12 protein-coding genes are annotated in these 13,627 nt (G+C 52.5%); 5 read left to right on the forward strand and 7 right to left on the reverse strand.

Going from position 1 to position 13,627, the window contains the following annotated elements; all coding sequences use genetic code 11:
• Positions 1-10: 10 nt before the first annotated feature.
• The gene (locus Q5705_04160) at positions 11-1,336 is read right to left on the reverse strand and encodes an OprD family outer membrane porin (GenBank protein WLI77760.1); all 1,326 of its coding nucleotides are present in this window, start codon (positions 1,334-1,336) and stop codon (positions 11-13) included.
• A gap of 333 nt (positions 1,337-1,669) precedes the next feature.
• Positions 1,670-2,608: a tRNA dihydrouridine(16) synthase DusC gene (dusC, locus tag Q5705_04165; GenBank protein WLI77761.1), complete on the reverse strand. Its 939-nt coding sequence runs from the start codon at positions 2,606-2,608 to the stop codon at positions 1,670-1,672.
• 281 nt (positions 2,609-2,889) lie between these two features.
• Here dusC and Q5705_04170 point away from each other — a divergent pair, with 281 nt between their 5' ends.
• The 5 genes from Q5705_04170 (at position 2,890) to sanA (ending at position 7,888) form a co-directional block, all read left to right on the forward strand.
• The gene (locus tag Q5705_04170; GenBank protein ID WLI78966.1) at positions 2,890-4,770 is read left to right on the forward strand and encodes a TonB-dependent copper receptor; all 1,881 of its coding nucleotides are present in this window, start codon (positions 2,890-2,892) and stop codon (positions 4,768-4,770) included.
• 173 nt (positions 4,771-4,943) lie between these two features.
• Positions 4,944-5,342 carry a CidA/LrgA family protein gene (locus Q5705_04175; protein WLI77762.1) on the forward strand — a complete coding sequence of 133 codons (399 nt, stop codon included), beginning with the start codon at positions 4,944-4,946 and terminating at the stop codon, positions 5,340-5,342.
• Entirely contained in the window at positions 5,339-6,034 is a 696-nt protein-coding gene (locus Q5705_04180; protein ID WLI77763.1) for a CidB/LrgB family autolysis modulator, read from the forward strand. Before Q5705_04175 ends, Q5705_04180 begins: the two co-directional genes overlap by 4 nt.
• A 128-nt stretch (positions 6,035-6,162) precedes the next feature.
• Positions 6,163-7,044 carry a cytidine deaminase gene (cdd, locus tag Q5705_04185; protein ID WLI77764.1) on the forward strand — a complete coding sequence of 294 codons (882 nt, stop codon included), beginning with the start codon at positions 6,163-6,165 and terminating at the stop codon, positions 7,042-7,044.
• A gap of 124 nt (positions 7,045-7,168) precedes the next feature.
• Entirely contained in the window at positions 7,169-7,888 is a 720-nt protein-coding gene (sanA, locus tag Q5705_04190; protein WLI77765.1) for an outer membrane permeability protein SanA, read from the forward strand.
• A gap of 10 nt (positions 7,889-7,898) precedes the next feature.
• Here sanA and Q5705_04195 read toward each other — a convergent pair whose 3' ends face one another.
• The 5 genes from Q5705_04195 to galS all read right to left on the reverse strand — a co-directional run bounded on the left by Q5705_04195 (position 7,899) and on the right by galS (position 13,592).
• Positions 7,899-8,324: a hypothetical protein gene (locus Q5705_04195; GenBank protein WLI77766.1), complete on the reverse strand. Its 426-nt coding sequence runs from the start codon at positions 8,322-8,324 to the stop codon at positions 7,899-7,901.
• A gap of 317 nt (positions 8,325-8,641) precedes the next feature.
• The gene (gene mglC / locus Q5705_04200; GenBank protein WLI77767.1) at positions 8,642-9,652 is read right to left on the reverse strand and encodes a galactose/methyl galactoside ABC transporter permease MglC; all 1,011 of its coding nucleotides are present in this window, start codon (positions 9,650-9,652) and stop codon (positions 8,642-8,644) included.
• A gap of 15 nt (positions 9,653-9,667) precedes the next feature.
• Positions 9,668-11,188 (reverse strand): galactose/methyl galactoside ABC transporter ATP-binding protein MglA, encoded by a 1,521-nt coding sequence (mglA, locus tag Q5705_04205; protein WLI77768.1) that lies wholly within the window; start codon positions 11,186-11,188, stop codon positions 9,668-9,670.
• An 84-nt stretch (positions 11,189-11,272) separates the two neighbouring features.
• On the reverse strand, positions 11,273-12,271 hold the full coding sequence (gene mglB, locus Q5705_04210) for a galactose/glucose ABC transporter substrate-binding protein MglB (GenBank protein ID WLI77769.1): 999 nt from the start codon (positions 12,269-12,271) through the stop codon (positions 11,273-11,275).
• Positions 12,272-12,566: 295 nt separating this feature from the next.
• Positions 12,567-13,592 (reverse strand): HTH-type transcriptional regulator GalS, encoded by a 1,026-nt coding sequence (gene galS, locus Q5705_04215; GenBank protein WLI77770.1) that lies wholly within the window; start codon positions 13,590-13,592, stop codon positions 12,567-12,569.
• Positions 13,593-13,627 lie beyond the last annotated feature (35 nt).

Genomic DNA, 13,627 nt, shown 5'->3' on the forward strand with positions numbered 1-13,627 from the left:
AAGCTCCCTGTTAGTTATGCAGACCAAATTTGTATTCCATCGTTACCCCGCCCCCCACGCCTTTCGAGCGGTGGAAAGCGCGCTTGTCTTCCGTGAGCGACGGTTTACCGTGCACCAGTTTCCAGCTGTAACTTGGGCCAAATCCGGCAGAAATGGACAAGCCAGATATCGCCGCTGGTGCCCACGCCACAAAGCCGCCATATTCCCACTGTGTTAATGCAACGCCCTGGTATTTGGCACCAAAACCGTGATTAGCAAAAATCCCCGCAGTTAATTCTGGCGACAGCGCATATTTCCCATACCAATAAAGCATTTGTTCATTGTCATTGACATAATCATTGCCTTCACCGTCTGCCGGGCTATTAAATGCGCCTCGCGTGTTCTTGCCCATATGCCAATAAAAATGACCTAGCCCATTATCCAGATGCGCTTTAGTTTTTGACCACGCAATACCGGACTCAATATCCTGTGATTGATAACTGACCATCGCGAAAATATGTTGCGCAGTATTGGTAAATCCTCGCGCTCCTTCCCATTCAGCCAGGCCGCGATTGTAATACCAGGCTCCGCGTAAAAGAATGTTCTCATTCTCCGCCAACGGTAATGAGAATTGTGTTTCCAGCCCCTGACGTAAAAGATAATTATCGCTTTCGCCAATAAGCCAGGTGACACGCGTATTTTTCGCCGGGATCCAACTCACATCGCCCGTGACAATATGATCAATGGGCTTATTACTTTTTAACGTATAAAAGCGACGCTTTTCCGGTTCATCGCGCTCGGAAAAGCGCGTAACCCAGGCAGCGCGCGCGGAGAAATCTTCCCAGCCGCTCTCCAGGCTCACACCCTGCCAGGAGCTTGGTGCCGCACGGCTTCGCGTTACGCTGATTGCGCCGAACTTATAAAGCTGCTTCCAGCCCGCATAGAGCCTGGCGTAAGCATGTTCATCTTCCCATTTCAGCTTGCCGTAAAGCTGGCCGATTTTGTTAAAACCCTCCGCATGACCGTTGTGATCGCGCAGCAGATCGCGACCGGCAAAATCGTCATTGGCGTACAGCTTGACCACACTGTACCAGGACGCATCAACGCCGATGACATCCCGATACCAGCCGCTCTGGTAATCAAGCAGCGCCCCCTGCGCCCAGGCTCGCTGCTCGCCGATACCCGCATCAGCATGTTGGTTACTGGTGTTCAGCATCCAGACATTTTTCAACGTAATATCAAATTGACTATTTTCAATAAAACCCTGAGTGTTGGGCAGTTCATTATTAGCGAAAGCGGTAGTGCCGCTTAAACCAGAAATGAATACCAAAGGTAAAGTAAATTTTATCGCTGACATTTTTATTCCATTTTTATATTGCCGACCTAAAAACCAGCATCAAAAAAAACAACATCGATGCTAAAGGCTCAGACAATTCCTTTTAATTATTTCGTTTTACTGTTGTTATTTACGCACGCCATGAAAACAAAAAAACCCAAACCCGAAATTCACACGCGGTGAATTCTGACGGTTTAGGTTTTGCCTGTTTAACAGTAACAACCCTGATATGGCGTGGAGAGATAAATACCATTTCAGGAAAAAATAATCTATCCGCAATTTAACTAAGTGATAAAAGTGTGACTTAGATAACGCTACGATTTTTTTGATATTTCATAACGCGACAAGTTTCGTTTATATTTCGGCGCGCGCGATCGCTGCGGCAATTTCGCCCGACGTTTTATAAGTACGGATTTCAGTAAAGAGATCGCTGGCTTGTGTATATTCTTTGCGCAAATAGCCGAGCCACTGTTTAATACGCGCGACGTGATACAGACCCGTATCGCCTTGTTTCTCCAGCCGGGAATATTTTGCCAGTAGCGCCACCACTTCGGGCCACGGCATACGCGGTTCATTGTATTTCACCACCCGGCTGAGGTTCGGCACATTCAGCGCGCCGCGCCCGATCATCACCGCATCACAGCCGGTAATGGCCATACACTCCTGCGCGCTTTGCCAGTCCCAAATTTCGCCATTAGCGATAACCGGAATCTTCAACCGCTGGCGGATCTTGCCGATCGCCTGCCAGTTAATACACTCCGCTTTGTAACCCTCTTCTTTGGTACGCCCGTGCACCGCAAGTTCACTGGCTCCTGCCTGCTGCACGGCATCGGCAATCTCAAACTGCCGCGCCGGGCTGTCCCAGCCGAGACGGACTTTCACCGTCACCGGCAGATGCGACGGCACCGCTTCGCGCATCGCTTTCGCACCGCGATAAATCAGCTCAGGATCTTTGAGTAACGTTGCGCCGCCACCGCTACCGTTCACCAGTTTCGACGGGCAACCGCAATTCAGATCAACGCCCCAGGAGCCAAGCTCCACCGCGCGCGCAGCGTTTTCCGCCAGCCACTCTGGGTACTGACCGAGTAATTGAATGCGCACCAGCGTGCCGGAAGGGGTGCGGCTCTGGCGTTGCAACTCGGGGCAGATTTTATGAAAGGATTTTACCGGCAGCAGTTGATCGACCACGCGCAAAAACTCGGTGATGCACAGATCATAATCGTTAACCTCGCTCAGCAGCTCGCGCACCAGCGAGTCGAGCACGCCTTCCATTGGAGCCAGTAATACACGCATAAATCACCCCGGAAAAATGAGGCGACATAGTAGCTTCTCTGTCAAAGGGAGGAAAGCGCCTTTATCGCCCCGAGGTTGCTGACCAGCTTCACATTCTGCAAACAGCGATTTACGAATCTGTAACAGTACAAATTCTCTTCAGTTACACTGCGCCAAACGCATTTCCATGGATGAATTGCGCATAACGCTCAGGGCTGTATCCGCGTTATGCATTATCAACAGTAAGGAAGCTTATGAAAATACAAACAGTTATACCCGCAATCCTGGCACCATCATTCCTGATGGTGCCGCTGACACAGGCCGCTTTGCCACACGATTCGCTGATGATTGTGACGTCACCCATCCCCTCCCCGCTTGAAATTATCACCTCGCCGAAAGCGTCCCACCCGCTGCTTCCCGCCAGCGACGGTGCAGATTACCTGAAAAACCTGCCCGGATTTTCACAAGTGCGCAACGGCGGCACCAACGGCGACCCGGTGTTTCGCGGCATGTTCGGCTCGCGCCTGCGTATTTTGGCCGACAACGGCGAAATGCTCGGCGCCTGCGGCGGCAGAATGGATGCGCCGAGTGCTTATATCTCGCCGGAAAATTTCGATCTGCTGACGCTCATCAAAGGCCCGGAAACGGTGCTGTGGGGGCCGGGCAACTCCGCCGGGACAATCCGTTTTGAGCGCGAACCGCCGCGCTTTGATAAACCGGGAATGGAAGGAAGCGCTTCGCTGCTGGCGGGCTCCAGCACGCGCCGGGATGAACGTGCCGATGTGAGCCTCGGCAACGAAGAGGGATATTTACGCCTGCTCGGCAATCACGCTCGTGCCGGGGATTATAAAGACGGGCGCGGCGATCGGGTGCCGTCGAAATGGCGAAAATGGAATGGCGATCTGGAACTCGGCTGGACGCCGGATAAAACAACCTTGCTGGCGCTCACCGCCGGGAAAGGCGACGGGGAAGCCCGCTACGCCGGGCGCACCATGGACGGAACGCAGTTCAAACGTGAAAGCCTGGGCCTGCGGGTGGAAAAATCCGCGCTGGGCGAGGTGTTCGAGAAGTTCGAGGCCAGTCTCTACAGCAACGCTGCCGACCACATTATGGATAACTACACGCTGCGCCCGCAGCCAAAGATGCCGATGCGCAAGCAGGTTGAGCGTAAAACCCTCGGCGGGCGAATGATGGGCACCTGGCACTGGTCACAGGTTGAACTACGCGGCGGCACGGACGCGCAGCACAATACCCATTACCGCCATATTGCGAGCCACCAGGTGCAGGATGCCCGTTTTCGCGATGCGGGTGTGTTCAGCGAATTAACCTGGCATGCCACAGCGCAGAGCCATCTCGTTAGTGGCGCGCGTGTCGACAGCGTTAAAGTGACGCGCTTTGCCGCGCACCGTACAGAGACGCTACCCGCCGGGTTTGTGCGTATCGAACATCAACCTGTGGGTTTGTCGACCATGCTCTATGCGGGGCTGGGTTATACCGAACGCTTTCCCGATTATTGGGAACTGTTTTCCTCAACCCGTAGCGATCAAGCATTCGCCAGGCTCAAGAGCGAAAAGACCACCCAGCTTGATATCGGCGCACATTATACCGGGACACAACTCAATGGCTGGGTGTCGGCGTATCTGGGTCGGGTGCATGATTTTATCCTGTTTCGCTACGCCCCGCCCAAGGCGCGGTTAAGCCAGGTGGATAACATCAACGCCACGATTTTGGGCAGCGAAACCGGGGTCAGTTATCAGCTCACGCAAGCCTGGAAAACCGAGGCCAGCCTGGCCTATGCATGGGGAGAAAATCGTGATGATCACCGGCCATTACCGCAAATCCCCCCGCTTGATGCCCGTTTCGGGCTGAGCTGGCAACAAGGCGACTGGAGCAGCAGCGGCTTGCTGCGCCTGGTCAGCGCCCAGCACCGCGTGGCGATTAACCAGGGCAATGTGGTCGGCAAAGACTTTTCCCGCAGCGCCGGGTTTGCGGTGCTTTCAGCCGATGCGGCGTATCGTATGACGACACAGGTTAAGCTGAGCGCCGGGGTCGATAATCTTCTCAACAGAACCTACAGTGAGCATTTGAATCTCGCGGGAAATCGCAGTTTTGGCTATACGGCCAACAGGCCGATAAATGAACCCGGCAGAACCGTTTGGGGCAAACTGAACGTCACCTTCTGAACGCATCCCGGCTCCATGAGCCGGGACGTTCACCCGCAGCGCACAGCAAATCCTGGAGGAATGCATAACCTTACTCAATGGAATGTTTGGTATGCTCAGAATTCATGATGTGATCAGTAGCACGTTTTTCGCTTTAATTGTATGATGAATGCGTTTCGGCAAGGGCTTTCACCATGAGTAAATCATTGAATATTATCTGGCAGTACCTTCGTGCTTTTGTGCTTATCTACGCGTGTTTATACGCCGGTATTTTTGTCGCCTCGCTGCTGCCTATTGCCATTCCCGGCAGCATTATTGGCATGCTGATTATGTTTGTCCTGCTGGCGCTGCAAATCCTGCCCGCCAAATGGGTAAACCCCGGCTGCTTTTTCTTTATCCGCTATATGGTGTTGCTGTTCGTGCCTATCGGTGTGGGTGTGATGCAGTATTACGACCTGCTGCGGGCGCAGTTCGGCCCGATTATTGTTTCCTGTGCGGTCAGTACCGCGATTGTCTTTTTGGTGGTGAGCTGGAGCACGCATCTGGTGCACGGCGAGCGTAACGTGGTCGGCAAAAAAGGGCGTAAGAAATGATGACGTATATCTGGTGGTCGCTGCCGCTAACCCTGGCGGTATTTTTTGCCGCGCGTAAACTTGCCGCCCGTTTCAAATCGCCGCTGCTTAACCCGCTGCTGGTGGCGATGGTGGTGATTATCCCGATCCTGCTGTTGACCGGCACGCCGTACGATCACTATTTCCAGGGCAGCAAAATCCTCAACGATCTGCTGCAACCCGCCGTCGTCGCGCTGGCCTTTCCACTGTATGAGCAGTTACACCAGATCCGCGCCCGCTGGAAATCCATCATCACTATCTGCTTTATCGGCAGCCTGGTGGCGATGATCAGCGGTACATTGATTGCGCTGTTGATGGGTGCGACGCCGGAAATTGCCGCCTCAATTTTGCCCAAATCCGTTACCACACCGATTGCGATGGCGGTGGGCGGCAGCCTCGGCGGTATCCCGGCGATCAGCGCCGTGTGCGTAATTTTCGTCGGCGTATTGGGCGCAGTATTTGGTCATACCTTGCTGAACCTGATGCGTATCAAAACCAAATCGGCGCGCGGGCTGGCAATGGGAACGGCGTCCCATGCATTGGGGACTGCGCGTTGTGCCGAGCTGGATTATCAGGAAGGGGCGTTCAGTTCTCTGGCGCTGGTGATCTGCGGGATAATCACCTCGCTGCTGGCTCCGTTCCTGTTCCCGCTGCTCCTTGCGCTGTGGGGTTAAAATTTGCGATGCGTCGCGCAATATTCATCTGAGTTACATAAGTTGCACATGCAATGTGAAGTGAGTCACACATAAGAGCGATACGGACCCGTAAACTACGGTTCCAATACACGCTATGAGGCACTGCTATGCATTCACGTTTTCACACTGCTTATTCCGGGCTTGCGGAGAATTTACAGGCCGCGTTGGCTCCTCTGCTGGCGGATGATCATTTCCCCGCCATGCTGAGTGCAGAGCAGGTGGCAACGTTGCAAAGCGCGACGCAACTGGACGCCGATGCATTGGCCTTCGCCCTGCTTCCTCTCGCCGCCGCGTGTGCCCGCACTGACCTTTCCCATTTTAATGTCGGGGCCATTGCGCGAGGCATCAGCGGCAACTGGTACTTTGGTGCCAATATGGAGTTTCGCGGCGCGACCATGCAACAAACGGTACATGCCGAACAGAGCGCCATCAGCCACGCCTGGCTGCGCGGTGAAAACGCGCTGGCCGCTGTCACGGTCAATTACACGCCCTGCGGCCACTGCCGCCAGTTTATGAACGAGCTCAACAGTGGGCTGAGCCTGCGCATTCATCTGCCAGGCCGTGCGCCGCACACGCTGGGCGATTACCTGCCGGATGCGTTTGGCCCAAAAGATCTCGACATCAAAACATTGTTGATGGATGAGCAGAACCACAGCTTCCCGCTGCGCGGTGATAAGCTGACGCAAGCGGCAATCGCTGCCGCGAATCAAAGCCATTCCCCTTATACCCAGTCGCCTTCTGGTGTGGCCCTTGCCGGTCGTAACGGGCAGATTTTCAGCGGGCGCTACGCCGAAAACGCCGCTTTTAACCCCACATTGCCGCCGCTGCAAGGCGCGTTAAATCTTCTGAGCCTGAGCGGTTTTGATTATGCGGATATCGAGCGCGCGGTGCTGGCAGAACGTGCCGATGCGCCGTTAACGCAGTGGGATGCCACGCTGGCAACCTTGCGGGCGCTGGGTTGCGAGCAGGTTGAACGCGTGCTGCTCTAAGCGTATTACTGCGGGTTCCGGCCCGCAGTGATGAAAAACCCCGCAATTGAACCTGCGTTTCTTGCGCTTGCCGTGCGGGTAAAGTAGCCTGAGTGAAATTTCCATTCCCTACCGAGTCAGCTTCATGTTTAAGCGTTTTTTCTACAGCCTGTTAGTCCTGATCGGCCTGCTGCTGTTGACTGCGCTTGGCTTAGACCGCTGGATGAGCTGGAAAACCGCCCCCTATATTTACGACGACTTGCAGGATCTCCCCTGGCGTCAGGTGGGCGTTGTACTCGGCACCGCCAAATATTACCGCACTGGTGTTATCAACCAATATTATCGCTACCGCATTCAGGGCGCGCTTAACGCCTATAACAGCGGCAAGGTCAATTACCTGCTGCTGAGCGGTGACAATGCCCTGCAAAGCTATAATGAGCCGATGACCATGCGCAAAGACTTGATTGCCGCAGGCGTCGATCCTGCGGACATCGTGCTCGATTACGCGGGTTTCCGCACGCTGGACTCAATAGTCCGTACCCGCAAAGTGTTTGATACCAACGATTTCATCATTATCACCCAGCGTTTTCACTGCGAGCGGGCGCTGTTTATCGCCCGGCATTTAGGCATTCAGGCGCAGTGTTATGCGGTGCCGTCACCAAAAGATATGTGGAGCGTGCGGGCGCGTGAGTTTGGCGCGCGGCTCGGCACCATTGCCGATTTGTATCTGTTTAAGCGCGAACCCCGTTTTCTGGGGCCGCTGGTGCCAATCCCTTCAATGCAGGAAGTGCCAAACGATGCGCAAGGCTACCCGGCGGTCACCGCCGAGCAGCTGATTGATATGCAAAAGAGAGGAAAAAACTGACAGTGCGCCGTTAATTCAGCGGTGCAGGACGGTTATTACTTTTAATTGGGCGGATAAGCGTAAATGCCCGCGCCATAAAGTCCTGATGGTTAATCCGCGCGGCGGTAGTTTTATCCAGCGTCCACATGCCGTTAAGTGCGTTAAATGGCAGCACAATCTCCCCTTCCGGTGTATTCACCAAATAGTCACCGGTCTTTAAATAACCTGCGCTACAAACGACACGCGCTGGCGGATTATTGTTCATTCTGAATTCTATTTTGCGAAACCCGGTCGGCACGCTACAAAAGTAGAAGAATGGCAACGCGGTAACGTTAATATCGCCGGGCGTGGCGATAACGTCACCGTCACGAAGAAGTTCAACGTTCTTTAACTGGAAATTGACCTGATTCGTTTTTTCATGCGGCAGATTATCCACCTTAAAATAGACAATATTCATAAGCATCCCCCTGAGCTGCGCTTACAACTTTCACAGATTCATTGTTTCAAGCGTAAGTAGCGAGCGGAAAGATGGCCTTCAGAATTCCCTTAAATTTAACAGAATCTTCAATGAGATGCGTTTTCAGGGGCCTTTTCAGCCCAAAAAAGAGGTATGCAAAAGCGTAGCGAATGCTGGCTGACGTATGCCATTCAGGCAGGGATAGAGCGTAGCAGCGAAGTGAAATTTCACCATGGCGAAGCGGTGAAGTTTTTTAATAATCGAACGCCATAAAAAAAGCCCGCTAAAATAAGCGGGCTTGAAGTGCAGAACAGAAATTATTTTTTACGCGCGTACTTCAGGGAGTCCAGTGCCACGGCGAAGATAATAATGCCGCCCTTGATGATGTACTGCCAGTACGGGTTGATACCGATATAGGTCAGGCCGTAGTTGATAACGGTGAAGATAATCACACCGGTCACCACGCCCACCACGGTGCCTACCCCGCCGCTGAAAGAGACGCCGCCCACCACACACGCGGCGATAGCATCCAGTTCATACATAAAGCCAAGGTTATTGGTCGCTGAACCGATGCGGCCCGCTTCCAGCATTCCGCCGAAGGCGTAGAACACACCGGAGAGCGCATAAATCATCAGCAGGTTCAGGGCAACGTTCACACCAGAAACTTTTGCTGCTTCCGGGTTACCGCCGATAGCGAAAATGTTTTTACCGAAGCGGGTTTTATTCCACAGCACCCAGACAAAGCCGACGGCAATCAACGCGTAGAAGGTGATATAGGAGAGGCGGAAACTGCCCATCGCAATAAAGCCTTGCGTAAAGGTCGAGAAGCCGCTGTCGAAGCCGGAGATCGGCGACGCACCCACAAAGTCGTAATAGAGGGAGTTGATACCGTAAACGATAATCATCGTACCCAGCGTGGTGATAAACGGCGTCACATTCAGGTAAGCAATGATGATACCGTTGACCAGGCCGATAATCGCGCCGATGACGCAGACAATCAGCACCACCACCGGAATCGGCATGGTGGCCATGTCCGGGAAGACTTTGTTGACGTTTTCCATTGACTGCAACAGCGTAGCGGCAACCACCGCCGCCAGACCGACCTGACGCCCGGCAGAAAGATCCGTCCCCTGGGTCACAATCAACCCCGCGACGCCGAGCGCGATAATAATGCGCACGGAAGATTGGGTCAGAATATTACTTAAGTTCAGCAAACTTAAGAACGTGGGATCCTGAAAAATAATAATGGCCAGTAACACTAAAAGAACAACGTAAATCCCGCCGTCTTTCAGATAAGTGAGAAAAGTTTTTTTATTTAACGCACTCATGAGGAGCCCCTGATCTTAAAGGTGCAAAGACGCAAGACGGAGAATTTCGTTTTGCGTGGTCGTTTTAGTATCAACAATTCCGGAAACAAGGCCATTGCTCATTACCAGAATACGGTCAGTGATGCCTAACAACTCAGGCATTTCAGAAGAGATAATAATAATCCCCTTATTCTTCTTCGCCAGCTCGGCAATCAGTTGATAAATTTCAAACTTCGCACCAACGTCAATACCGCGAGTCGGTTCATCAAGCATCAGAATTTCCGGCTGAGTTAACAGCCAGCGGCCAATAACCACTTTCTGCTGGTTACCACCCGATAATGAACCAATTTGTGTGCGGTGCCCTGGTGTTTTTACCCGCATCGAATCAATAACCCATTGGGTATCGCTTTTCATGCGGCTGTTATCCAGCAAACCGACTTTATTTTTGTAATTTTGAATATTGGAAATCAATGAGTTAAATCCAATATCTAAATAAGCATAGATACCGGTAGAACGGCGCTCTTCAGTCACTAGCGCAAAGCCATTATTAATGGCTTCATTAGCATTGTGATTATTAATCTGCTTGCCATGTAATTTAATGGTACCGGCTGATTTCTCACGAATGCCAAATAAGGTTTCGACGATATCGGTACGTTTTGCGCCGACCAGGCCGGCAATCCCGAGAATTTCGCCTTTGCGTAAATCAAAGCTGACGTCGCGAATCGACGGCTGGCGCAACGAGGTGAGATTACGCACTTCGAGAATGGTTTCCCCCGGCGTGTTGTGCTTGTCCGGGAAGCGTTGGTTCAACGAGCGGCCCACCATCATGGCGATGATCTTATCCATATCCAGCCCTTCGAGCGGCTGGGTGGCAATCCACTGACCGTCGCGCAGAATAGTGATTTCATCACACAGCTGGAATATTTCTTCCATTTTGTGGGAGATATAAACAATACCGCAGCCGCGCTCTTTCAGCTTGCGGATAATTTTAAACAGATGATTAACCTCTTTTTCGGTCAGCGAAGAAGTAGGCTCATCCATAATAACGATCTTAGCGTTATAGGAGAACGCTTTCGCTATTTCAATCATCTGCATTTGCGACACGGATAATGTGCCTACGCGCGCGCGTGGATCGATATCAATATCCAGCTCATCAAAGATATCTTTGGTGTCGCGGAACATTTTATCCTGATCAACAAACATGCCTTTGGTGGGGTAACGCCCCAGCCACATATTATCCATAACGGATCGTTGCAGTACCAGGTTTAATTCCTGGTGAACCATGGAAATACCGTTTTCCAGCGCCTCTTTAGCTGAGTGGAAATCGATCTCTTTGCCCTGAAAAAGGATGCTGCCGGAATCTTTTTGATAGATCCCAAAAAGACATTTTAATAATGTTGATTTACCCGCACCGTTTTCCCCCATTAATGCATGAATGGAGTGAGGACGGACTTTTAAATTGACATTATCAAGTGCCTTTACGCCGGGAAATGACTTGTTGATATTGCTCATTTCCAACAAGAATTCACCTGACGACTGAGTATTATTGCTGACCATAATTATACCTTGTTGGCCTGGCATATCATTTTTATAAATGGGCGTATTAATCAATACGCCCAGTGAGAACGGTGTTACAAAAAATTATTTACCGGAGATTTCTGTCAGGTTGTCTTTATCAACGCCGACGTAAGGAATACGGACAATCTTATTCTCAATTTTCCAGCTCGTGCCATCCGCCGCACCTTTACCATCGGCAAGGTTTTTCGCCAGATCGAAGGTGGCTTTCGCCTGGTTGTTAGCATCGTTCAGCACGGTACCGGCCAGCGCACCGGATTTCACCAGCGCCAGGGCTTCTGGCAGCGCATCCACGCCAAATACCGGAATAGCGGATTTGTTGTGCGCTTTCAGCGCTTCTACTGCGCCCATTGCCATCGCATCGTTGTTGGCGATAACCACTTCGATTTTGTTGGCGTTCGGGCCAGAGAGCCAGGCGTCCATCTTATCTTTCGCCTGCGCGGTGTCCCACATTGCGGTATCTAACGCCAGTTGCTGGGTTTTGATGCCTTTCTCATTCAGTTCTTTCACCACGTACGTGGTGCGCGCTTCCGCATCCGGGTGGCCCGGCTCGCCTTTCAGCAGCACGAACTGGATTTGACCATCTTTGTTCAGATCCCAGCCCTGGTTAGCTGCCCAGTGTTTAGCAATCAGGTCGCCCTGAATAACCCCGGATTCTTTCGAGTCAGTACCCACGTAGTAGGCTTTGTCATAGCTATCCAGCGCTTTACGGGACGGCTCTTTGTTGAAGAAGACGATTGGCACATTCTGGCCACGCGCTTTTTCAATTACCGTGCCTGCCGCAGCCGGGTCAACCAGGTTGATCGCCAGCGCTTTCACGCCTTTTGCCAGCAGGACGTCTATCTGATCATTCTGTTTGGATTGGTCGTTTTGGGAGTCGTTCATCAGCAGCTGAACGTCCGGCGCTTCTTTGGCGTCTTTTTCAATAGCCTTACGAACAACGGACATGAAGTTATCGTCATATTTATAGATGGTCACACCAATGCGGGTATCCGCTGCGTGTGCGGCTGCGCCAAAAAGCATGCTTGCCATGACAGCAGACAGAGTCAACACCTTCTTATTCATGGTATCTCCGATATTTTTATATGCAGGGTAGTTCTTGTGAATAATGCTCGGCGGGCCAGTATGTTACGAAGACGTTACTGACTACCGACGTTCACGCTAAAAAATCCATTCGTCCGTGTTCGGTAACGCTCCAGAAGTTCGCTTTATCCGATGTTTCAATGAGAGCACCAAAAGTAAAAGTGAATAATCACCGTTACATCGTGTTTCAGCTTCCAAAACGCTGACATCATAGTCAGCGCCTTGTTAAGATACTGTGAATTTACTCACAGATTGAAAACGGTTACATCACTGTGCGTTATAAGTTAGTGATCGGTGCCACAGTTTGCCGCGCGGTAACAGAGTGGCGGCGCACCAGAGTCGGCATAAAGCAGTGCGCAGCCTCGGGATCCAGCTTGCCTGCCGCGCCCTGTAAGGCGAGTTCTGTCGCCAGCCGCGCCATTGACGCCACCGGATAGCGTACCGTGGTCAGTTGCGGGTCGGTGTAACGGGCAATGGGAATATCATCGAAACCAATGAGTGACAGATGCTGCGGCACCGCAATGCCGTTATCTTTCAGCGCCGTCAACGCCCCCGCGGCCATGCTGTCGTTATAGGCAAACACGGCGGTAAGTTGCAGGTTGCGCCCGAGCAGTTCAACCATTGCCGCTTCGCCGCCCTGCATATCCGGCGAACCGGTGCCGACCCAACTGTCAGGCGCGGTGATGCCCTGCTCTTCCAGCGCGCGGAACCAGCCATTGCGGCGCAGATCGTTATCTTCAATCTGGTGACTGGACGCCAGATAGCCGATGCGCTGATGACCGTTATTAAGCAACATCCGCGTGGCCATCACCGCTCCGCTGACGTTATCAAGGCAGACGCAACGGTGCGCGTAGCCCGGTACCAGCCGGTTAATCAACACCATGCCAGGGATCTGCTCCATAAAGCCCGTGAGTTCTTCATCACTGAGGGCTTTAGAGTGCACAATCAAAGCGTTACAGCGCTGGCGAATCAGCACTTCAATGGCGTGGCGCTCTTTTTCCGCTTCATGGTAGCTATTGCCAATCAGCACATATTTCTGGTGCTGCTGGGCGACGGTATCGACCGCTTTTACCAGCGCGCCGAAAAAGGCATCGGAGACATCCATCACCACCACGCCGATGGTGTCGCTAACCTGCGTCGCCAGCGCCTGGGCGTTGGCATTAGGGCGATAACCAAGCTGGGCGACCGCTTTCATCACGGTTTCCCGTGTTTCCTGGCTGACCAGCGCGCTGTTGTTGAGCACGCGGGAAACCGTCGCGACAGAGACGCCCGCATGACGGGCAACGTCACGAATGGTGATCATTTTTACCCACCTTTTCTGGATTGCGGCAGTTCACA

Source organism: Kosakonia sp. H02 (genome assembly GCA_030704225.1).
Taxonomy (GTDB): domain Bacteria; phylum Pseudomonadota; class Gammaproteobacteria; order Enterobacterales; family Enterobacteriaceae; genus Kosakonia.

Excerpts from the sequence above, each read along its gene's own strand:
- Q5705_04160 (WLI77760.1), bottom strand. The coding sequence starts at position 1,336 with ATGTCAGCGATAAAATTTACTTTACCTTTGGTATTCATTTCTGGTTTA.
- dusC (WLI77761.1), bottom strand. The coding sequence starts at position 2,608 with ATGCGTGTATTACTGGCTCCAATGGAAGGCGTGCTCGACTCGCTGGTG.
- Q5705_04170 (WLI78966.1), top strand. The coding sequence starts at position 2,890 with ATGGTGCCGCTGACACAGGCCGCTTTGCCACACGATTCGCTGATGATT.
- Q5705_04175 (WLI77762.1), top strand. The coding sequence starts at position 4,944 with ATGAGTAAATCATTGAATATTATCTGGCAGTACCTTCGTGCTTTTGTG.
- Q5705_04180 (WLI77763.1), top strand. The coding sequence starts at position 5,339 with ATGATGACGTATATCTGGTGGTCGCTGCCGCTAACCCTGGCGGTATTT.
- cdd (WLI77764.1), top strand. The coding sequence starts at position 6,163 with ATGCATTCACGTTTTCACACTGCTTATTCCGGGCTTGCGGAGAATTTA.
- sanA (WLI77765.1), top strand. The coding sequence starts at position 7,169 with ATGTTTAAGCGTTTTTTCTACAGCCTGTTAGTCCTGATCGGCCTGCTG.
- Q5705_04195 (WLI77766.1), bottom strand. The coding sequence starts at position 8,324 with ATGAATATTGTCTATTTTAAGGTGGATAATCTGCCGCATGAAAAAACG.
- mglC (WLI77767.1), bottom strand. The coding sequence starts at position 9,652 with ATGAGTGCGTTAAATAAAAAAACTTTTCTCACTTATCTGAAAGACGGC.
- mglA (WLI77768.1), bottom strand. The coding sequence starts at position 11,188 with ATGGTCAGCAATAATACTCAGTCGTCAGGTGAATTCTTGTTGGAAATG.
- mglB (WLI77769.1), bottom strand. The coding sequence starts at position 12,271 with ATGAATAAGAAGGTGTTGACTCTGTCTGCTGTCATGGCAAGCATGCTT.
- galS (WLI77770.1), bottom strand. The coding sequence starts at position 13,592 with ATGATCACCATTCGTGACGTTGCCCGTCATGCGGGCGTCTCTGTCGCG.